The sequence below is a fragment of the Bradyrhizobium sp. LA6.1 genome (genome assembly GCF_040547805.1).
GTDB classification, from domain to species: Bacteria; Pseudomonadota; Alphaproteobacteria; order Rhizobiales; family Xanthobacteraceae; genus Bradyrhizobium; species Bradyrhizobium barranii.
Genome location: NZ_JBEPQK010000007.1, coordinates 188,293 through 207,843, shown reverse-complemented (window position 1 = coordinate 207,843; position 19,551 = coordinate 188,293). Strand labels below are relative to the sequence as shown.

At 64.1% G+C, this 19,551-nt stretch carries 19 protein-coding genes and 1 pseudogene; 2 read left to right on the top strand and 18 right to left on the bottom strand.

Annotated features, from left to right (window positions below; translation table 11 throughout):
• Positions 1-59 precede the first annotated feature (59 nt).
• Genes ABIB99_RS20100 through rimP form a run of 3 tightly spaced genes read right to left on the bottom strand, consistent with a single transcriptional unit; the run spans position 60 to position 3,138 of the window.
• Positions 60-743, bottom strand: a complete 684-nt coding sequence (locus ABIB99_RS20100; protein ID WP_354177252.1) for an RNA-binding protein — start codon at positions 741-743, stop codon at positions 60-62.
• Between the two features lie 23 nt (positions 744-766).
• The gene (gene nusA / locus ABIB99_RS20095) at positions 767-2,377 is read right to left on the bottom strand and encodes a transcription termination factor NusA (RefSeq protein ID WP_085405048.1); all 1,611 of its coding nucleotides are present in this window, start codon (positions 2,375-2,377) and stop codon (positions 767-769) included.
• 2 nt (positions 2,378-2,379) lie between these two features.
• The gene (gene rimP, locus ABIB99_RS20090) at positions 2,380-3,138 is read right to left on the bottom strand and encodes a ribosome maturation factor RimP (protein ID WP_354177250.1); all 759 of its coding nucleotides are present in this window, start codon (positions 3,136-3,138) and stop codon (positions 2,380-2,382) included.
• 384 nt (positions 3,139-3,522) lie between these two features.
• Between rimP and ABIB99_RS20085 the strand changes: the two genes are divergently transcribed.
• Positions 3,523-4,605 (top strand): DUF2336 domain-containing protein, encoded by a 1,083-nt coding sequence (locus ABIB99_RS20085; protein WP_354113251.1) that lies wholly within the window; start codon positions 3,523-3,525, stop codon positions 4,603-4,605.
• A 134-nt stretch (positions 4,606-4,739) separates the two neighbouring features.
• On the opposite strand, the gene trmB is transcribed toward ABIB99_RS20085, so the two are convergent.
• The 13 genes from trmB to tsaB all read right to left on the bottom strand — a co-directional run bounded on the left by trmB (position 4,740) and on the right by tsaB (position 16,066).
• On the bottom strand, positions 4,740-5,450 hold the full coding sequence (trmB, locus tag ABIB99_RS20080) for a tRNA (guanosine(46)-N7)-methyltransferase TrmB (protein WP_354113252.1): 711 nt from the start codon (positions 5,448-5,450) through the stop codon (positions 4,740-4,742).
• The gene (locus tag ABIB99_RS20075) at positions 5,447-6,604 is read right to left on the bottom strand and encodes a M20 family metallopeptidase (protein ID WP_063980134.1); all 1,158 of its coding nucleotides are present in this window, start codon (positions 6,602-6,604) and stop codon (positions 5,447-5,449) included. The genes trmB and ABIB99_RS20075 overlap by 4 nt, the downstream gene beginning before the upstream one ends.
• Positions 6,605-6,690: 86 nt before the next feature.
• Positions 6,691-7,104 (bottom strand): helix-turn-helix domain-containing protein, encoded by a 414-nt coding sequence (locus ABIB99_RS20070; RefSeq protein ID WP_008131807.1) that lies wholly within the window; start codon positions 7,102-7,104, stop codon positions 6,691-6,693.
• A 219-nt stretch (positions 7,105-7,323) separates the two neighbouring features.
• Positions 7,324-8,937 carry an apolipoprotein N-acyltransferase gene (gene lnt, locus ABIB99_RS20065; protein WP_063980133.1) on the bottom strand — a complete coding sequence of 538 codons (1,614 nt, stop codon included), beginning with the start codon at positions 8,935-8,937 and terminating at the stop codon, positions 7,324-7,326.
• Entirely contained in the window at positions 8,934-10,052 is a 1,119-nt protein-coding gene (locus tag ABIB99_RS20060) for a hemolysin family protein (RefSeq protein ID WP_063980132.1), read from the bottom strand. The genes lnt and ABIB99_RS20060 overlap by 4 nt, the downstream gene beginning before the upstream one ends.
• Position 10,053: 1 nt before the next feature.
• Positions 10,054-10,542, bottom strand: a complete 489-nt coding sequence (gene ybeY / locus ABIB99_RS20055) for an rRNA maturation RNase YbeY (protein ID WP_223153827.1) — start codon at positions 10,540-10,542, stop codon at positions 10,054-10,056.
• Positions 10,543-10,624: 82 nt separating this feature from the next.
• Positions 10,625-11,620, bottom strand: coding sequence for a PhoH family protein (locus tag ABIB99_RS20050; RefSeq protein ID WP_063980131.1), 996 nt, complete (start codon positions 11,618-11,620; stop codon positions 10,625-10,627).
• 64 nt (positions 11,621-11,684) lie between these two features.
• Complete coding sequence (miaB, locus tag ABIB99_RS20045) at positions 11,685-13,079, bottom strand: tRNA (N6-isopentenyl adenosine(37)-C2)-methylthiotransferase MiaB (RefSeq protein ID WP_063980130.1); 1,395 nt, start codon at positions 13,077-13,079, stop codon at positions 11,685-11,687.
• 154 nt (positions 13,080-13,233) lie between these two features.
• A complete protein-coding gene (locus tag ABIB99_RS20040) occupies positions 13,234-13,641 on the bottom strand; it encodes a hypothetical protein (RefSeq protein ID WP_354113254.1) in 408 nt (135 codons plus the stop codon).
• A gap of 16 nt (positions 13,642-13,657) precedes the next feature.
• Positions 13,658-14,341, bottom strand: a complete 684-nt coding sequence (locus ABIB99_RS20035) for an HAD family hydrolase (RefSeq protein ID WP_063980128.1) — start codon at positions 14,339-14,341, stop codon at positions 13,658-13,660.
• Between the two features lie 52 nt (positions 14,342-14,393).
• Positions 14,394-14,849, bottom strand: coding sequence for a Fur family transcriptional regulator (locus ABIB99_RS20030; protein WP_028150589.1), 456 nt, complete (start codon positions 14,847-14,849; stop codon positions 14,394-14,396).
• A 39-nt stretch (positions 14,850-14,888) separates the two neighbouring features.
• On the bottom strand, positions 14,889-15,374 hold the full coding sequence (gene rimI, locus ABIB99_RS20025; RefSeq protein WP_063980127.1) for a ribosomal protein S18-alanine N-acetyltransferase: 486 nt from the start codon (positions 15,372-15,374) through the stop codon (positions 14,889-14,891).
• Positions 15,371-16,066, bottom strand: coding sequence for a tRNA (adenosine(37)-N6)-threonylcarbamoyltransferase complex dimerization subunit type 1 TsaB (gene tsaB, locus ABIB99_RS20020; protein WP_354177246.1), 696 nt, complete (start codon positions 16,064-16,066; stop codon positions 15,371-15,373). Before tsaB ends, rimI begins: the two co-directional genes overlap by 4 nt.
• Positions 16,067-16,373: 307 nt before the next feature.
• Here tsaB and ABIB99_RS20015 point away from each other — a divergent pair.
• A pseudogene (locus tag ABIB99_RS20015) lies at positions 16,374-18,058 on the top strand (methyl-accepting chemotaxis protein).
• A 110-nt stretch (positions 18,059-18,168) separates the two neighbouring features.
• On the opposite strand, the gene ABIB99_RS20010 reads toward ABIB99_RS20015, so the two are convergent.
• Complete coding sequence (locus ABIB99_RS20010; protein WP_028150592.1) at positions 18,169-18,738, bottom strand: NifU family protein; 570 nt, start codon at positions 18,736-18,738, stop codon at positions 18,169-18,171.
• Between the two features lie 300 nt (positions 18,739-19,038).
• A complete protein-coding gene (locus ABIB99_RS20005) occupies positions 19,039-19,533 on the bottom strand; it encodes a universal stress protein (RefSeq protein ID WP_063980124.1) in 495 nt (164 codons plus the stop codon).
• Positions 19,534-19,551: the final 18 nt, after the last annotated feature.

Genomic DNA, 19,551 nt, shown 5'->3' with positions numbered 1-19,551 from the left:
TCCTGATCTTTGTTAACGTTGTGCGTTGCCGCACCGTCCTATCGGGTCGTCGTTGTCTCTCAGAAATCCTGGCCGGGCTTTTCGGCAGTCTTGTCATCGTCCGCCATCCGGTATCGGACCAGCATCTGGCTACGTGACAGGAATGACTTGCTCGCCGGGCCCGCGAGCAGGGCAGCATGTATCACATTTGACCGGGTAAGTGCCAAATCCAATTCTATCGATTTCAACGCAGTGACGACGGGAATCTGCGGCTTGGCGCCGCGATTCCCGTCATTTTGACGTGCCAGCATGTCCAATTTGCGGATTCCGTCCGCGGCCCCATCGCTGGCATGGATCAGGACCTCGACCGTGCCTTCCCGCAGGGCGCTTTCGACCTTGCCGAAGCCGGCCACAATCTGGCCCGCCTTGGCGGCAATCCCAAGGGCTTCCGTCACACTCCGAACCAGGAGCGCCTCGATGTCGGCGGGAAGCGTCTGGGGAGTGCGCAGCTCGCGCTTGAAGGCTTTGCTAAATTGGTGACGCCGCACGGCTTCCGCAACCACCTCGCGCGAGGCGGTGACCCACATGCCGCGTCCGGGCAGCTTGCGCTTGAGATCGGGAACTATGTCGCCTTGCGGCGAAATGACGAAGCGGATCAGCTCGTCGATCGGCCGGACCTCGCGACTGACCGCGCACATCCGCATGGTCGCGGACCTTTCGGTCCGCGGTCCATGGTCGAGATCGTGGTCAGTATCTGCGAGCATCCGGGCGACATTCTCCTTCGTCCTTAAGCCGGCTGATCTTCGGTCGCCTCGGCCTCTTCGGCGGGCTTCGCGAGATCGGCTTCGGTGATCCAGCCGGCCTTGACGCGGGCCTGCATGATCATGGCTTCAGCATCGTCACGGGAGATCTCGATACCGTCGAGCGCACCCGGATATTTGGTCTGCTCGCCGCCTTCCTTGCGCTCGGTCCAGCCGACCAGATCGTCGGTGGCGCAGCCGGCGAGGTCTTCGACGGTCTTGATGTCGTTCTCGCCGAACTTTACCAGCATCTTGGAGGTGACGCCCGGCACGTCCTTGACGGCGTCCTCGACACCGAGCTCCTTGCGCTTGGCCTCGATCTCGGCCTCCTGCTGCTCGAGATATTCGCGGGCACGGTTCTGGAGCTCCTGAGCGGTCTCCTCGTCGAAGCCTTCGATGCCGGCGAGTTCCTTGAGGTCCACCATCGCGAGTTCCTCGACCGAGGTGAAGCCTTCGGACGCCAGCAATTGGCCGACCACTTCGTCGACATTGAGCGATTCCATGAAGACGCGGGTGGAGTTCTCGAAGTCGGCCTGGCGGCGCTCCGATTCCTCCTGCTCGGTCAGGATGTCAATGTCCCAGCCGGTGAGCTGCGAGGCCAGACGCACGTTCTGGCCGCGGCGGCCGATCGCCAGCGAGAGCTGGTTGTTGGTGTCGGGCACGACGACCTCGATGCGCTCGCGGTCTTCGTCGATGACGACCTTGGAGACTTCCGCCGGCGCCAGCGCGTTGACCACGAAGGTCGCGATGTCGGGCGACCACGGGATGATGTCGATCTTCTCGCCCTGCAGCTCGTTCACCACCGCCTGCACGCGCGAGCCGCGCATGCCGACGCAGGCGCCGACGGGATCGACCGAGGAATCGCGGGAAATCACGCCGATTTTCGCGCGCGAGCCGGGATCGCGGGCCACCGCCTTGATCTCGACGATGCCGTCATAGATTTCAGGCACTTCCTGCGCGAACAGCTTCGCCATGAACTGCGGATGGGTGCGGGAGAGGAAGATCTGCGGGCCGCGGGTCTCGCGGCGGACGTCGAAGATGTAGGCGCGGACGCGGTCGCCGTTGCGGAACACTTCGCGCGGCAGCATCTCGTCGCGGCGGATGATGGCTTCACCGCGGCCGAGGTCGACGATCACGCTGCCATATTCGACGCGCTTGACGACGCCGTTGACGATGTCGCCGATGCGGTCCTTGAATTCCTGATATTGGCGGTCGCGCTCGGCCTCGCGCACCTTCTGCACGATCACCTGCTTGGCCGATTGCGCGGCGATGCGGCCATATTCCAGCGGCGGCAGCGTATCGGCGATGGTGTCACCGACCTGGGCGCCGGGATTGGCGCGCTGCGCATCCACCAGCGAGATCTGGTTGGAATGATTTTCGACCTTCTCGACCACCAGCATGTGGCGCGACAGCCGCAGCTCGCCCTTCTTCGGGTCGATCTCGGCATGAACGTCAGTCTCGCTGCCGTAACGTGCCCGCGCCGCCTTGGCGATGGCGTCTTCCATCGCCGCGATGACGATGCCGCGGTCGATCGATTTCTCGCGCGCGACGGCATCGGCGATCTGGAGCAATTCAAGTCGATTGGCGCTGACTGCCATGGCTAGTCTCCTTCGTCAGGCTCGATCTCGCCCCGCCGCGCGCGTTCGGCGGCCAGGCGGTGCTTCTTCGTATTGGTCGGTGCCGGCTTCTTTTTTTGCGGCTTGGTGTTCTTGGTGATCTTCGCACTGATTTCCGCGTGCGGTGCAGCCGGCGGCTCGATGCCGAGATCGCGGCGCATCTGGCGCTCCTCGGCCTTGCCGCGGCGCATGGATTCCGCGATCAGCTCGTCGGTCAGCACCAAGCGTGCCTCACCGATGTCTTCCATCGTCAGGAGAACGTCGGGATTATCGTTCGCCTTGGCGTCGTCGCGATGCAGGTGCACGCGGTCGCCTTCGACGGCACCAAGCATGCCACGGAACCGCTTCCGCCCCTCATGGGCGACCGCCATGTCGATCTTCACCAGATAGCCGGAATAGCGCTCGAAATCCGAGCGGCGCACCAGCGGACGGTCGATCCCCGGCGAGGAGATTTCCAGCCGATAAGCGCGGTCGATGGGGTCGGCGACGTCGAGCACGGGCGACAGCGCCCGCGAGATCGCTTCGCAATCCTCGAGCTGCATCGAGCCGTCCGGCCGCTCGGCCATGATCTGCACGGTGCAGCCGGCCTCGCCGGAGATGCGGATCCGCACCAGGCGGTAGCCCATGCCCTCGAGCACCGGACCTGCGACCGCGGACACACGTGCCGCCACGCCCGGCTCGACCACGAGCCTCGGCTCGGCCAGCAACTCGGCATCCGTGGAACCAGTGTTCGGTTCGGTCATATCAGGGGTCAAGGCGCTCGATGGTTAAGGCTTGGTTAAGACTTGAACAGGTTAGGATTTGCAGAGCCTGTTTCGGAACTCTTTATCCCGGCAGCTCGCCGGGCCGCATATCTTCCACCAAGCCGCGCTCAGGTAATAAAAAAGAGCGGGTCCTTTCGGGCCCACTCTCACTACGCGGATCGTATGAGAAGATGAATTGGCGCTGATATAGCCCTTTCCGTCCTCCCGGACAAGGCCCATCGCGGGAAAGACGAGGCTTTTTGCGCCCGGCCTGTGGCCCCCCCGCGCAACGCTTCCTTCATCTAGGAGGCCTAAATTCCCTGATTGTGGGGCGGCTTGGACCAAGGGCGCACCCGCGGCGTGCCCTGTACGAGTTGCGTTTTCATGACCGCTGCCACGTCGCTCATTCCCGGACTGGACGAGATCGTCAAACGCGGCGACCCCCGGCGTCGCGGTGAGATCGCGCGCGCCATCGCCCAATTGTTCTTCCAGGACGCCGAGAAGCTCCGTCCCGATCTCGTCGATCTCTTCGACAATCTGCTGATCGATCTCGTTCCGCATGCCGAGCTTGCCTCGCGCGTCGACCTCGCCGAGCGCTTCTCGCGCCTGAACAATGCGCCGCCGCATCTGGTGAGCCAGCTCGCGCGCGAAAACGAGATCATGGTGGCGGGTCCCGTGCTACGCCGCTCGCCGGTGCTCGACGACGCCGCTCTCATCGAGATCGCGCGGCTGAAGGGCCAGGGCCATCTGCTGGCGATGACCGAGCGCCCCGCGCTGTCGGCTGCCATCACCGACGTGCTGGTCGAGCGCGGCGATCGCGACGTGGTGCGTCGCGCCGCGGGCAATGCCGGCGCGGCGTTCTCGCAAGGCAGCTATTCCGAGCTGATCAAGCGTGCGTCGCAGGACGGCGTGCTGACGCTCAAGATCGGCCAGCGCAACGATCTCTCGGGCGAGCACCTGAAACAGCTGCTCGACGGCACGCTCGACGTCATCCGCCGCCGCCTCTCGAGCGTGGTCAATCCTGTGCGCCAGGTCGAGATCAAGCGCGCCATGGCGGCGATCGAGGAGGCCGCGCTGCCGCCGGGGCCGCGGCGCGATTTCTCGGATGCACAGCGCACGGTGCTGACCTTGCATCGCGAGGGTCATCTCGGCGAGAGCGCGCTGCTCGGCTTCGCCAAGGCGCTCAAATACGAGGAATCGATCGCCTCGCTCGCGGCGATGTCCGGTGTCCGCCTCTCGATCCTCGATCGCCTGGTCGCGGGCGACCGCTACGATCCGATTCTCATTCTGGGGCGCGTGCTCAATCTCGGCTGGCCCACGGTGCGCGCGCTGATCCTGATGTGGTACGGCCCGCATCGCACGCCGGCCGATGCCGATCTCGAGCAGGCGCGTGTGAACTTCACGCGCCTGATGCCGTCAACGGCCGAGCGCGTCGTGAAATTCTGGCGCAACCGTCAGACGATTTAATCAAAGTACGGATCTTCGTCGTCATGGCCGGGCTTGTCCCGGCCATCCACGTTCTTGCTGCCTACAGAAGGAAAGTACGTGGATGCCCGGGACAAGCCTGGGCATGACGATTATCGATGGACCGCGCGAAGAATCTATGCGCGCCTGAACCGCAGATACGTCGTCTTGCGCCCTTCGCGCGTGGCCTTCCGGCCGTAGCGCGTCATGGTGTAGCCGTCCCATGGTTGACGGAAATCGTCGGCACGCTCCGCAAGCCAGACGAAATCCGTCGACCGCGACAGATGCATCAGCGTCCACGCGCAGTAATCGTCGATGTCGCACACGAAACGGAATTCGCCACCCGCCTTCAGCACACGTGCCATCGCGGCGATGGTGCGGTCCTGGACGAAGCGCCGCTTCCAGTGCCGCCGCTTCGGCCAGGGATCGGGATGGATCAGGTCGATCCGCGACAGCGATGCCTGCGGCAGCCAGGCCAGCAGCTCGGCCGCATCGCCCGCGAACAGGCGGATGTTGCCGATGTTGGCGGCCTCGATCTGCGCGAGGATCTTTGCCATGCCGTTGACATAGGGCTCGCAGCCAATGAAGCCGGTCGTGGCGAAGTTCTGGGCCTCGGCCGCAAGATGCTCGCCGCCGCCGAAGCCGATCTCGAGCCGCACATCGTCGACCGCGGGATCGAAGATCTCGTTGGCATTCGCCGGCTTCTCGCCCTCGATGTCGAGTGAAAGATGCGGCAGCAGATGATCGATCAGCTCGGCCTGGTGCTGCCTGAGCTTGTGGCCCTTGCGGCGACCGAAGAAGGCGCGCTCGCTGTCATCGCGATCGGGATCTGATTTTCGTTCGCTCATCGCAGCGTCTGGTACAGGCGATGGAGCAGCCGCGCACGGGGTTCGAGCGACGAGAGGTAGATCTGCTCATAATGGGTGTGTGCGCCCTTGCCGTCGACGCCGAGTCCATCGAGCGTTGCGGTGTGGGCGGCGGTGAAATTGCCATCCGAGCCGCCGCCGGTGTGGGTGTCGATCAGCTCGAAGCCGATCTCGGTGGCAAGCGACTTCGCATGCTCGTACAGCGAGGCGCCTGCATTGCTCTTCTCGTAGGGCGGACGGTTGAGTCCGCCCGTGACCTTGACCGTGACGCCATCCGTCTTCGACGTCAGCCCGAGGATCTTGCCGACGAACTCCTCCGCGTCGGCAAAGCTCGGCACGCGCAGGTCGACTTCGGCATAGGCCTCCTCCGGCGTGACGTTGGGACGCGTGCCGCCGCGTGCCACGCCGACATTCACCGTGACGCCGCGTGCCAGATCGTTCATCGCTTCCAGCGCCAGGATGACGTTGGCAAGCTCGCGGATCGCGCTGCGGCCATCCTGGGGCCGCGTGCCGGCATGTGCGGGCACACCCTTGATGAATACTTCGAATCGTCCGACGCCCTTGCGCCCGGTGACGATCTTGCCGCCGTCGCGCGCGGGCTCCGTCACCAGCACGTATTTGGCCTTGCGCCCTTCCGCCTCGATCAGCGCGCGCGAGGTCGGGCTGCCGATCTCCTCGTCGGAGGTGAACAAATGGGTGATGCCGAGCGGCGAGCGATCGCCGGCGGCGCAGAGCGCGCGAAAGGCGTGATGGGCGATATAGGCGCCGCCCTTCATGTCGTAGATGCCGGGACCGAACGCGCTGTCGCCCTCGACCTTGAACGGCAGGCGCTCGATGAATCCCATGGGATGAACGGTATCGAGGTGGCTCAGCACCAAAATGCCCGGCCGGTCCTGGCCCCAGGTCGAGCGTGCAGCGAGATGATCGCCGCAGCCATCGACGCCGGCGACGCGCTCGAGCGTAACCGGCAGATCGCGGTATTGCTCCGCGACCACGGAGATCAGCTTGTTGACCTGTTCAGGTGTGTCCGTCGGCGTCTCGATCTCCACCCAGCGGCGGATGCCATCGAGAATAGTTTGTGAATCGAACCAATTGGACTTGGTCATGAACGCATCTGTGCCTTTGAACCGCATCATCGAAGAGGGCGCGCACCAAAAACGCGCCCGCAAATGACGACATAGGCCAGATTTGACGCAGTCTCAAATCGGATTGAGCCGTCGCGTCAGCGTTTGTCGGGACCTTCGCGGGCGGCGATCTGCTCGACGAGATCGACGATCGAGCGGCGCATCTTCGAATCAGTGATTCGGGTGAACGCCTTGGTCAGAGCGAGACCTTCGGAGGTCGCGAGGAAGTCCGACACATACGACGGCGAGGCGCCTTCGGCGAAGCCGTCCGGGCCAGCTACGCCGCTCGGTCCGCCCTCGAACAGGAACGACACCGGCACCTGCAGAATCTCGGCGATCTGCTGGATGCGGCTTGCGCCGACGCGATTCGTGCCCTTCTCGTACTTCTGGATCTGCTGGAAAGTCAGGCCCAAAGCTTCACCGAGCTTTTCCTGGCTCATGCCCAACATGATGCGGCGCATACGCACGCGGCTGCCGACATATTTGTCAACAGGGTTGGGCGCTTTCGACATTTCCTCAGCCTCCAAACATCACCTTCGGCGCAATCACAAGAATGCCTCCGGTGCCAGCAGCGTCAAAATCAAACCCTGTTATTGGGAAACATTGCGGAGAAATTTAGCAACGCCCACTGTCTTTTGCAGCCGGTGCAGAATGAGGAGGGCGCGTGCAGTCTGTCAACCGTGGGACTACGGTTGTCAAAGGATTCCGGTCGCGGCGGCCGCGAGGCGTGATCAGGGGTGCCGTTTGGCAACACGTCGGCGGACCGCCAGAAACACGGCCAGCGCAACGAGCATGGCTGCGGGCACGTCGCCCACCCGCGCATAGACGGTCGGCGGAATTGCGGCGGGCAGGTTTGCATCCAAAATGCCTTCGACGCCGAGGCCGAGGCTGGCAACGGTTCGTCCCACCGGATCGATCACCGCTGACACGCCGGTATTGGCGGACCGGACCAGCGGCAATCCGAGCTCGATCGCACGCATCCGGGCCTGCTCGAGATGCTGATAGGGACCGGTCGATATGCCGAACCAGCCGTCATTGGTGAGGTTCACGATCCAGCCCGGACGCTCATTGCGGCCGGCGACCTCGCCTGGAAAAATTGCTTCGTAACAGATCAGCGGCAGCGCGGGCGGCGCGCCGGGCACCGATAGCGCATGTCGCACGCTGCCCGGAATGAATCCGCCGCGCACGCGCGTGAGTTGCTCAAAGCCGAGCTTCTCCATCAAGTCCTGGTAGGGCAGGAATTCGCCGAACGGCACGAGGTGCAGCTTGTCATAGACCGAAAGCACGCTGCCGTCGTGATCGATCACGTAGATCGAGTTGTAGGCGCGCGTGATCGGCGTGCCCCGCGGCAGGTCGGGGGCGCGAACCGAGCCCGTGATCAGCACCGTACCCTTCGGCAGCAGCTCGGCGATCTGCGCCATCGCGTCGGCTTCGCGGGTCAGGAAGAACGGAAAGGCGGATTCCGGCCAGATCAGGATGGTGGCATCGCGCACGCCGGTCGATTGCGGCCCCGAGGCGCGGTCCGACAGCGCCAGGTATTTCTTCATCACCTCCGCCTTGGCGGCGTAGTTGAATTTCGCGTCCTGCTGGAGGTCCGGCTGCATCAGGCGCAGCTTCGCGCCCGCGACCATCGTGGTCGGATGCAGCGACAGGCGGATCGCGCCGAAGATGCTCATGACAATCAGAAGGGCAATCGCAGCAGCCGGCGCGCGCCATGCCGGGCGGCGATCGGGCGTACGGTCGATCAGCGCCGCCGGGCTTGCGAAGATCGCAACGCTAAGGAACGTCATGCCCCACAGGCCGATCAGCGACGCTGTCTGCGCCAGCGGCAGCGGCTCTGACAGGGCATAGCCGAACGCGTTCCAGGGGAAACCGGTCAATGCGTGACCACGCAGCCATTCGGCGATGGTGAGACTTGCGGCGAGCGCGAGGATGCGCGTGGCATCCTTGGTCCAGAGCAGGCGGGCCAGCGCGAATCCGATCGCGGTGAAGATGGAGAGATAGGCCGGCAGGCCAAGCACGGCGAACGGCGTCAGCCACGCGAACACGTCGGCGTCGACGAAGAAGGCGTAGCCGATCCAGTAGAGGCCGGGGACGAAATAGCCGAGCCCGAACCAATAGCCCGTCAGTGCCGCGGCAGGGACGCCGCGATATCGTCCGGCGCCCGCGCCGTCGATCAGCCAGACCAGCACCGGGAAGGTGATGAACAGCACCGGAAAGACATTGAATGGCGCCAGCGCCAGCACCGACAGCGCACCGCATCCCATCGCGATGAGCGCACGCTTCCATCCCCAGGTGAGGATGATGGCAAGCGCAATCTGCCGAAACCGCTGGAACGGGCTCACTGCGAACCGGTCCCGTCGCTTGGCGGCGGGACGGGCGTGTCGCTGGAAGGCGGTTGACCGCTCTCCGGCGTGGCTTCGCGGCGGCGGCTCTCGCGCTGGGTACGCGGCGCAGGGCGCTCCTTCCGTGTCGAGATGCGCAGCCGCTTGACGCGGCGCGGATCGGCATCGAGCACCTCGATCTCGTAATGGCCGGGGCCGGAGATCACCTCGCCGCGCACCGGCAGGCGCCCGACGAAGCTGACGAGATAGCCGCCGAGCGTCTCGACTTCCTCACCCGCCTCGCCGGTGACGAAATCCTCTCCGATCACCGTGCGGACGTCGTCGAGGCTGGCGCGGGCGTCTGCAATGAAGGCGTTGTCGGGCAGCCGCACGATCGAGGGCGGCTCGTCGCTGTCATGCTCGTCGTCGATCTCGCCGACGATCTGCTCGACGATGTCCTCGAGCGAAACCAGTCCGTCGCTGCCGCCATATTCGTCGACCACCAGCGCCAGATGAATGCGCGTCGCCTGCATCTGCGCCAGCAGGTCGATCGCCCGCATCGACGGCGGCACGTAGAGCAGCTTGCGGATGATGCGCGCATCCTGCAGCGGTAGCGCCAGGTCGACCGTACGCAGGTCGAGGCCGGCCGGCAGCGGTTTCTTGCGCTTGGTTTTCGTGGCCTCGGACACCCGTGCGCGCGCGGTCATGAAAGCGAGCAGATCGCGGATGTGGACGATGCCGACGGGGTCGTCCAGCGTCTCGTTGTAGACGACGAGACGCGAATGGCCGGCGCTCTCGAAGCGGTCCATCAATTCGCCGAGCGGGATGTCGCGCTTCACCGCGATGATGTCGGCACGATGCACCATGACGTCGGCGATGCGGCGCTCGTGCAGACCGAGGATGTTGCGCAACATGGTGCGCTCGACGGTCGAGAAGCCGGTGTCGTCAGGCGTCGTGGCATCGAGCACGACCTGGAGATCGTCGCGCACCGATCCCGCCTTCCAGCCGAACAGGGTGCGAATGGCACGCAGCAGCCAGCCTTCCGCGGTCGGCCGCATCACCTCGCCTGATGTCACCACGACCGGCAAATTGGCGGTATTGCGCGGATTGTCGTGAATAGGGTCGGAATCGGGCATCTCAATGCGTCCCCGGGCGGTCTGCATAGGGATCGGGTATGCCGAGATGAGACAGGATCTCTCGTTCGAGCGCTTCCATCTCCTCCGCGTCGCCATCGTTCTCGTGATCGTAGCCGACCAGGTGCAGGAAACCATGCACGGCGAGATGGCTCAAATGATGATCGAACGGCTTCTGTTCCTCGTCCGCCTCGCGCCGCATGGTCTCGTAGGCGATCGCGATGTCGCCGAGCATGCGCGGCGCATCGCCTTCCTTCCACTCGCCCTCCGGCTGGAGCGCGGGAAACGACAGCACGTTGGTCGGCTTGTCGATGCCGCGCCAGTTGCTGTTGAGCGTACGGATACCGGCATCATCGGTCAGCATCACGGCCACTTCGGCGTCGGCAACGTCCTCGTCGACACTCTCGGCGGCGGCCGCCACCGCACGCTGGATCACCGCTTCGGAATCGGGTTCGCGCTGCCAGCAATCGGCAACGACGAGGACCTCGGTCATGGGAAGGTTTGGATGTGACATCTTGTCTGTTCGGAACCAAAGGACGCCCTGTCCGCGCCCGTATGGTCCGGTTGTTGTCTCGTCAGGATTTACCGGCGGCCGGCCGCTGCGGCTGCCCCTCATAGGCAGAGACGATTCGTGCCACGAGCTCGTGGCGGATCACGTCCTCGGCTTTGAAATGAACTTGTGCAATACCTTCGACGCCGCCCAGCAGGCGCGTCGCTTCCGCAAGGCCCGAAGTCTGGCCGTTCGGCAGGTCGATCTGCGAGGGATCGCCGGTCACGATCATGCGGCTGTTCTCGCCGAGACGGGTCAAGAACATCTTCATCTGCATAGACGTGGTGTTCTGCGCCTCGTCCAGGATGATCGCGGCGTTGGTCAGCGTGCGGCCGCGCATGAAGGCGAGCGGCGCGATCTCGATCTCGCCGGTCTGGAGCGCCCGCTCGACGATGCGCGCGTCCATGAGATCGTAAAGCGCGTCGTAGATCGGACGGAGATACGGATCGACCTTCTCGCGGAGATCGCCGGGCAAAAAGCCGAGCCGCTCGCCGGCCTCGACCGCCGGACGCGACAGGATGATCTTGTCGACTTCCTTGCGCTCGAACAGCTGCGCGGCATGCGCGACCGCGAGCCAGGTCTTGCCGGTGCCGGCGGGGCCGATGCCGAACACCAGCTCGTGGCGCTTCAGCGCGCGGATGTAGGAATCCTGCGCGGCAGTGCGTGCGCGCACCGGGCGCTTGCGCAAATTGATGCTGTCGAAGGTGGATTTGGCCGATTTGGCGTCGAATTCGAACAGCGAGCCCTGTGCGATCACGGCGCGGATCGCGCCTTCGACTTCGCCCTGGTCGAGATCCTGCCCCTTCACGGCCTGCGCGTAGAGTGTCTCCAGCACGCGGCGCGCGGCGTCGCAGCCGTCGCGCGTGCCGCCGATGGTGATGTGGTTGCCCTTGGAGTCGACCACGACGCCGAGCCGCCGCTCGATCTGGGCGAGATGCTGGCCGTAGGGGCCGACCAACGCGGATGCGGCGCGGTTGTCGTCGAAGTCGATGACGACCTGGGTCTCGGGCGGAACTTGCATGTCGCGGTCAAATTTGCGGCTGGGAGCGAACGAAGACGAATCCGATGCGCTTTTTGGCAAGGGTTCAGGCTCCAATGGCTTGCGATAAAGCGGGCTCGCGCGCGTTACGCGGCGTCACGAGCTCACCGAGGAAACTATAGCGTTCGAGGCTGTCGATCCGGACCGGCAGGATTTGTCCGATGATGTCGGGCGAGGCCATCACATGCGCAGGCTGGAGGAAGGCAGTGCGGCCGACGATCTGGCCCTCCTTGCGGGCCGGACGCTCGAACAGCACATCGACCGTTGAGCCAATCGCGGCCTTGTTGAAGGCCGATTGCTGGCTGTCGATCAGTTCCTGGAGCCGCTCCAATCGCTGGTCCATCTCGGCGGGGGACACCGTCTCCTGCATATCCGCGGCCGGCGTTCCCGGCCGGGCGGAGTATTTGAACGAATATGCGGCAGCGTAGCCGATTTGCGTGACAAGCGCGAGGGTGGCGAGAAAATCTTGCTCGCTTTCACCGGGGAAGCCCACGATAAAATCTGATGAAAAAGCAATGTCTTGGCGCGCGGACCGGAAACGGTCGATGACACGCCGATAATCATCGGCGGTATGTTTCCGGTTCATGGCGGCAAGAATCCGGTCCGAACCCGACTGCACCGGCAGGTGCACGAACGGCATCAGCTCGCCGAGATCGCGATGGGCTGCAATCAAACTGTCATCGACATCGCGGGGATGGCTGGTCGAATAGCGCAGCCGCGCGATGCCGGGAATCTTCGCCAGATGTTCGAGCAATCGGCCGAGCGGCCAGCTTGTCCCGTCCGGTCCCTCGCCATGATAGGCGTTGACGTTCTGCCCGATCAGCGTGAGCTCCCGGACGCCGTTGTCAGTCAGCCGCTTCACGTCATCGACGATCTTCGCCACGGGACGCGAGACTTCGGCGCCGCGCGTATAGGGCACCACGCAGAAGGTGCAGAATTTGTCGCAGCCCTCCTGCACCGTGACGAAAGCGGAAATGCCGCGCGCGCGGATTGCATCGGGTTTTGGCTGGGCCAGGAAGCCGAACTTGTCAGCCGCGGGAAATTCGGTCTCGATCGCGCGGCCTTCGTCGCGCGCTCGCTTCAACAACTCCGGAAGGTGATGATAGCTCTGCGGGCCGACCACGACGTCCACCACCGGCGCGCGGCGCGTGATCTCAGCACCCTCGGCCTGCGCCACGCAGCCCGCCACCGCGATCTGCATCGCCCGGCCCCCGCGCGCGGCCTCGTCCTTGGCAACCCGCAGCCGGCCAAGCTCGGAATAGACCTTTTCGGAGGCCTTCTCGCGGATATGGCAGGTGTTGAGGATGACGAGGTCGGCATCCTCCGCGTTGGCCGTCTCCACGAATCCTTCCGGAGCCAGCGTGTCCACCATGCGCTGGGCATCGTAGACGTTCATCTGGCAGCCATATGATTTGATGTGCAGCTTGCGCGGCGGCGTCATGGAACCCGGAATTGAGGTGGAGGACGCCCCTCAGATATAGGCTGGAGGGGCGAAAATCCAGCGAATGGAGCCCTCAACGGGATTCCGGGCGCTCCCAAAGGGGAGACAGGTCCCAAAACCCCTCGAATCGGGCCCGCCTGGCGTGGATCCAGCACTACACGCGAGGGGCGGCGAGCCATTCCCGAAAAAACTCTTCCTGCGCGTCGACCGAGGCCGGGGTCACATCAGGCCCGGTGTCGAAGATTTCGACGAGGTCGGCCATGCGCGCATGGACACCTTTCTTCATCCGGTATGCCTTCAGCCCGGCTCCCATGTCCCTCGCCATTGCGGACGGATACACATTGAGGCTGGCGCCGTAGCAGAATGGGATAAGCCCTTCACGCTCGAGCTGACGGCGGATCAAGCACAGGGCCTCGAAGAAATCGGGGGCTTCAGCTTCGATCATCTTTCCGCGATAGGTGCAGGTCAGCTTGCAGACGACAGGATCAATTTCGTACTCGGTGATTACTGCCCTTTCGTCGTTACTGCCGCCGATCAGAGCGATGTTGTGTTGCTCGTCCATGGTCCCGACACGCTCTTTACGACCGAAGCTCGGCCATACCGACGTTTCGCTGGACCAACTCCGGCAACTGATGCATGTCGGCAAAGGTCAGGTCGGCCCCGGCCTTGCGCAGGGTCTCGGCATGGCCGTCCCCGCAATGGCTGCCCCCATGGAAGCCGAACACGGTCATGCCGGCCGCTCGCGCCCCGGCGATGCCGGCCAGGCTGTCCTCGATCACGACGCAGCGCTCGGGCGCCACGCCCATTTCCTTGGCCGCGAACAGGAACAGGTCCGGTGCCGGCTTGCCGTTCTTGACCTGCGAGGCCGAGAAGATGTTCGGCGCGAGGCGCTCATAGAGGCCCGTGCTTCCCAGGCTCACCTGCATGCGCTGATGCGAGCCGCTCGAGGCGACGCAGACGGCCTGCGTGACGACATCGAGCACATCGTGGATGCCGCGGATCGCTTCGAGGTCGGCTTCGAACGAGCGGAACAGCTCGTCCTGCAGATCGCTGTGATAGGCCTCGGGCAATTTGCGACCGAGCTCGGTCTCGATCTCCAGATTGGCCTGCCGCGTCGAGCGACCGAGGAAGCGCGCGAATACCTGCTCCGAGGTGATGGAATAGCCGTGCCGCGTGAGTACATCGGCATGGGCGCGACAGGAGATCACCTCGCTGTCCACGAGCACGCCGTCGCAATCGAAGATGATGAGATCTATAGGCACGAGGGCATGATCCGGAAAAGTGTGAAGCGGTTTTCCGACAAGATCATGCCACTTAAGACGTCGGCTTGTCGTCGTCGAGCGGGACGCAATAGAGCTCGAGCCGATGGTCGACCAGCTTGTAGCCGAGCTTGCGGGCGATCTCCGCCTGCAGCTTCTCGATCTCCTCGGAGGTGAACTCGATCACCTTGCCGTCGCGCAGATTGATGAGGTGGTCGTGATGGCTGTCGCGCATCGTCTCGTAGCGCGCGCGGCCCTCGCGGAAATCATGGCGCTCGATGATGCCGGCATCCTCGAACAGCTTGACGGTGCGATACACGGTCGAGATCGAGATCTTGTCGTCGACGGCGACGCAGCGCCGGTACAGTTCCTCGACGTCGGGGTGGTCGACCGATTCCGCCAGCACGCGGGCGATGACACGGCGCTGCTCGGTCATGCGCATGCCGGTGGCGGCGCAGCGAGCCTCGATGCCGGTCGCCTTGGAGGCGGAGGAAGGTTTAAGTCCAGTCATAGTGTGTCTGCCTGACGGGGGCGCTTTCTGCCATCAATGTTACGACAAGTCACGTCGCATCAGAAGTGCGTTCAATTGTTCCCCGTTGGGCTGCTTATAGTAGCGTTCGCGGCGCCCGACCACCATGAATCCGGCCCGATCGTAGAGCCGCCGCGCCGGCTGGTTATTTTCCTCGACTTCGAGAAATATTGTGCGCACGCCGCGCCCTGCGAGGTGGCCGAGATGCGTCATCAGCAGCGTGCCGGACAGCCCGCGGCCGCGGTGAGCCTGGTCGACCGCGATGGAGAGGATTTCCGCTTCGTCCGCGCCGATCCGCGACACCGCGAATCCGATGGTCTTGCGGCCGAGCCGCAACCGGTGCACGAGCGTGTTGCGCTCGCCGATCATGCCTTCGAACTCGCCTTCGCCCCAGCCGCGGGCAAAGGATTGTCCGTGCAGCTGCGCCAGCCGCGCGGCGTCGCGCGTGGAGGCCGGCTCGACGGCGGCCGTGCCGCCGCGCCACCATTCCGAAAGCCATCTCATCATGAGGTTGCGGCTTGTGCTGCGAACGGTGGCTGTGCGGCCGGCTTTGCGTCGGGTGCCTTCAGATAGAACGGCCGCGCCGGCGTGGTTTCGGGATTGGCCGCGGCGCCGAGCCAGGCGACCCAGCCGATGTCGGGCGCGGGCTGGGCGTCGACCGCAACGGGTTGCGGACCGTCCTTCGGCCAGCGATCGGCGAGGATCTTTGCGGCATTGCCGACCAGATGCGGCGCACCGAATTGCGAGGCCGCGATCGCCGCGTCAATTGGCACGACGCTCGGCCGCACCAGCGGGCTACCGTCGCCGGCTACGATCTGGAAGTAGACGTGATCGTGCCGCGCATCGATCGCCGAGATCACCGGCGCCGTTCCGCTCTGGCCGACGACGGTGGCGGCATAGGCCGAAAGCGTCGTCAGCCCGACCGCGGGCCGCTTCGCCGCAAGCGCAAGGCCGCGCGCCGCCGAAATGCCGACCCTCAGGCCCGTGAAGCTTCCGGGACCGACGGTGACGGCGATGCGGTCGAGCGAGGTGAAGGCAAGATCGGCCGATTGCATCACGCGCGCGATCATCGGCATCAGCGCTTCGGCGTGGCCGCGCTTCATCAGAAGCGATTCCTCCGCAAGCAGCTGGCCGGCGTCGGTGTCGAGAACGGCAGCCGCGCACGCTTCCAGCGCGGTATCGAGGGCAAGGATCAGCATCGAATCAGCTTAGTCGGTCGAGCCGCGGTCGAACCAGTCCAAGTTTGATTTCTCGACAGGCGCACGATCGGCCCCGTAATTCTACGTGGACGCGAAGGCGACAAAATTTTCGCTCCCCATTTTCGATGCGGATGCATTAATTTGCAACCTTAGAGATAGCTAAGTGATTGAAATGTTGGCATTTTAAGTAATCATTAGCAAACCAATGACACCGTCAACGGGCGGGAGAGTGAGTCAACGACGACTCAGACGCGGCGCTTTTGGCAGATCAAGCCGCGCCCGTTCAGTCATTTGGAAAGGTTCATTTATGTCTTTTTGGCGAAGCGGTTCTTCGGCTAGGGAGGCTTTGGCTCAGGTCATTGCACTCGGCAAGTCGCAGGCGGTCATCGAATTCAATCTCGACGGCACCATTATCACGGCCAACCAGAATTTCCTGGACGCGATGGGCTACCGGCTCGACGAGATCGCCGGCAAGCACCACAGCATGTTCGTGATGCCGGAGGAGCGGGGCAGCGCGGCCTATCGCGAGTTCTGGGCGCAGCTCGGCCGCGGCGAATATCATCAGCCGAATACAAGCGGCTCGGCAAGGGCGGTCGCGAGATCTGGATCCAGGCGTCTTATAATCCGATCATCGACGAAGCCGGCAAACCGGTGAAGGTCGTCAAGTTCGCGACCGACATCACCGCGCGCAAGATCCGCAGCCTCGAAGATGCCGGCAAGATTTCCGCGATCGGCCGCGCCCAGGCGGTGATCGAGTTTAATCTCGACGGCACCATCATCACCGCCAACGAGAATTTCCTGAGCACGGTGGGCTATCGGCTCGACGAGATCCAGGGGCAGCATCACAGCATATTCGTGGGGGCAGGTGAGCGCGATAGCGCAGCCTATCGCGAATTCTGGGCCAAGCTCGGCCGCGGCGAATTCCAGTCCGGCGAGTACAAGCGCTTCGGCAAGGGCGGCAAGGAGGTCTGGATTCTCGCTTCCTACAATCCGATCCTCGATGAGGCCGGCAAGCCGTTCAAGGTGGTGAAGTTCGCGACCGACGTCAGTGCGCAGAAGCTGTCGAATGCGAATTTTGCCGGGCAGATCGAGGCGATCGGCAAGTCGCAAGCCGTGATCGAGTTCAGCATGGACGGCAAGGTTTTGATGGCCAATGAAAACTTCCTCGGCGCGCTCGGCTATACGCTGTCCGACATCGTCGGCAAGCATCACAGCATGTTCGTGGGCACTGACGAGCGCGACAGCGAAGCCTATCGGGCCTTCTGGGCCAGGCTGAACGCCGGTGAATTCCAGTCCGGCGAATATCAACGCATCGGCAAGGGTGGCCGGCAGGTCTGGATTCAGGCCTCCTACAACCCGATCCGCGACCTCAACGGCAATCCGTTCAAGGTCGTGAAATACGCCTCCGACACCACCGCCCAGGTGATCGCGCGCAAGCGCAGCGAGAAGGTGCGCGACATGATGGAATCGGTTGCCGCCGGCGCCGAGGAGCTCAACGCCTCGGTGCGCGAGATCGCCGAAGCCATGACGCGCTCGCGCGAGACCGCATCGACCGCGGTCGATCGGGTCGAGGCGGCGGACCATCAGGCGCAGCGGCTGACGCAGGCGGCGGAGTCGATGAGCATGATCGTGCAGCTGATCGGCAGCATCACCGGTCAGATCAATCTGCTGGCGCTGAACGCCACCATCGAATCCGCGCGCGCCGGCGAGGCCGGTCGCGGCTTTGCCGTGGTGGCATCTGAAGTGAAGAACCTCGCCAATCAGGCCAAGCAGGCCGCCGACCGGATCGAGCAGGAGATCGGCAATCTGAACGGCATCTCGGTCGACGTCGTCGCCGCGCTGGGGGCGATCCGGGGCGCGATTGAGGGCGTCAGCGAATATGTGTCGTCAACGGCCGCCGCCGTCGAGGAGCAGAGCACCGTCACCAGCGAAATGTCGGCGAGCATGCGCAAGGCCGCGGAAGAGGCGGCGAGTATCGGCCAGGCGGCGTAGGAGAGATCTCGTAGGGTGGGCAAAGCGAAGCGTGCCCACCTCTTCTTTTCGCGATGATTGCATCGTGGGCACGGCGCAAGCGCGCCTTTGCCCACCCTACGGCACTTCGCCTACATCGGCCGGACTTCGACCACGTCGGGCACGAAATGCTTAAGCAAATTCTGGATGCCGTGCTGGAGCGTCGCGGTCGACGACGGGCAGCCGGCGCAGGAACCCTTCATGTTCAGATAGACGATCCCGTCCTTGAAGCCGCGGAAGGTGATGTCGCCGCCGTCATTGGCGACCGCGGGCCGCACGCGGGTCTCGATCAGATCCTTGATCATGTCGACCGTCTCGGCATCGGACTCGTCGAAGAACTCATCCTCGTCGTCGAGCTCGGCATCGCTTGGAGCCGCGCCATCGGCGAGCAACGGCGCGCCGGACATGTAGTGCTCCATGATGGCGCCGAGGATCGCGGGCTTGAGCTGCTGCCATTCACCGTTCGCCTTGGTCACGGTGATGAAATCCGATCCATAGAACACGCCGGTGACGCCGGGCACGTCGAACAGCTTTTCGGCCAGCGGTGAGCGCGTGGCCGATTCGCGGCTCGAAAATTCCATCGGGCCGCCGTCGACGACGACGCGACCGGGAATGAACTTCAGCGTGGCGGGATTGGGGGTGGCTTCGGTTTGAATGAACATGGTTTTCTCCAGACGTCGCCGGTTCAAGGCCGGCGCGCAAGCTATCCAGTAGCAGATGGCGACGGGGAACGCACGGTCAAGGGGTGGGTAGGATGTTTCGTTGCGATATCAGCGGGTTAGGACACTTTAATATTCCCGCGCCGTCATGGCCGGGCTTGACCCGGCCATCCACGCCTTGCTTCGTGGCGCCAAGAACGTGGATGCCCGGGCCTTCGCCGCGCCGAAGCGGCTTCGGCCGCGCAGGCGGGACAAGCCCGGGCATGACGGATATCTGGTTGGCCGCAGTCCAGATAGGGACGCCTACGACAGCGAATCCACGCTTCCATCGCTCAGCGCGCCCGAGATGATCGTCACCGGCACCGGGAACGTGCCCAGTTCATGCGCCAGCAGCGAGACCAGCGGTCCCGGACCCTCCGCGCCGGGATTGGCGGCGAGCACCAGCATGGCGATGTCAGGGTCCTCGTCGATCACAGCGAGCAGTTGTTCCATCGCATCGCCTTCGCGGATCACCCGCTCCGGCGTGATCGCGGCGATGCCGTTGGCGCGGCCGGCGGCGCGGTCGAGCGCGGCTTCAGCCGCCTCCTGCGCCTCGGCGCGCATGATCTCGGCCACCCCGAGCCATTCCTGACTCTGCTGCTCGGGCTCGATGATGCGCAGCATCACCACGCCGCCGCCGGCGCGGATCGCCCAGCGGCTGGCATAGTAGACCGCGCGATCCCATTCGGCGGTGTCATCGACGATCACGAGGCATTTGGGCTTGTGACCCGGCTCGAAGCAAAGTCGCTTGCTGGTCATGCATGTCCCGGAATGTGC

Coding starts and splice junctions, on each gene's coding strand:
- ABIB99_RS20010 (WP_028150592.1), bottom strand. CDS start 18,738: ATGTTCATTCAAACCGAAGCCACCCCCAATCCCGCCACGCTGAAGTTC.
- ABIB99_RS20050 (WP_063980131.1), bottom strand. CDS start 11,620: ATGCAAGTTCCGCCCGAGACCCAGGTCGTCATCGACTTCGACGACAAC.
- miaB (WP_063980130.1), bottom strand. CDS start 13,079: ATGACGCCGCCGCGCAAGCTGCACATCAAATCATATGGCTGCCAGATG.
- tsaB (WP_354177246.1), bottom strand. CDS start 16,066: ATGCTGATCCTTGCCCTCGATACCGCGCTGGAAGCGTGCGCGGCTGCC.
- ABIB99_RS20060 (WP_063980132.1), bottom strand. CDS start 10,052: ATGCCCGATTCCGACCCTATTCACGACAATCCGCGCAATACCGCCAAT.
- ABIB99_RS20070 (WP_008131807.1), bottom strand. CDS start 7,104: ATGTCGAAAGCGCCCAACCCTGTTGACAAATATGTCGGCAGCCGCGTG.
- ABIB99_RS20040 (WP_354113254.1), bottom strand. CDS start 13,641: ATGGACGAGCAACACAACATCGCTCTGATCGGCGGCAGTAACGACGAA.
- ABIB99_RS20075 (WP_063980134.1), bottom strand. CDS start 6,604: ATGATGCGGTTCAAAGGCACAGATGCGTTCATGACCAAGTCCAATTGG.
- ABIB99_RS20085 (WP_354113251.1), top strand. CDS start 3,523: ATGACCGCTGCCACGTCGCTCATTCCCGGACTGGACGAGATCGTCAAA.
- ABIB99_RS20005 (WP_063980124.1), bottom strand. CDS start 19,533: ATGACCAGCAAGCGACTTTGCTTCGAGCCGGGTCACAAGCCCAAATGC.
- trmB (WP_354113252.1), bottom strand. CDS start 5,450: ATGAGCGAACGAAAATCAGATCCCGATCGCGATGACAGCGAGCGCGCC.
- ABIB99_RS20030 (WP_028150589.1), bottom strand. CDS start 14,849: ATGACTGGACTTAAACCTTCCTCCGCCTCCAAGGCGACCGGCATCGAG.
- ABIB99_RS20100 (WP_354177252.1), bottom strand. CDS start 743: ATGCTCGCAGATACTGACCACGATCTCGACCATGGACCGCGGACCGAA.
- ybeY (WP_223153827.1), bottom strand. CDS start 10,542: ATGACCGAGGTCCTCGTCGTTGCCGATTGCTGGCAGCGCGAACCCGAT.
- rimI (WP_063980127.1), bottom strand. CDS start 15,374: ATGATGAGATGGCTTTCGGAATGGTGGCGCGGCGGCACGGCCGCCGTC.
- nusA (WP_085405048.1), bottom strand. CDS start 2,377: ATGGCAGTCAGCGCCAATCGACTTGAATTGCTCCAGATCGCCGATGCC.
- rimP (WP_354177250.1), bottom strand. CDS start 3,138: ATGACCGAACCGAACACTGGTTCCACGGATGCCGAGTTGCTGGCCGAG.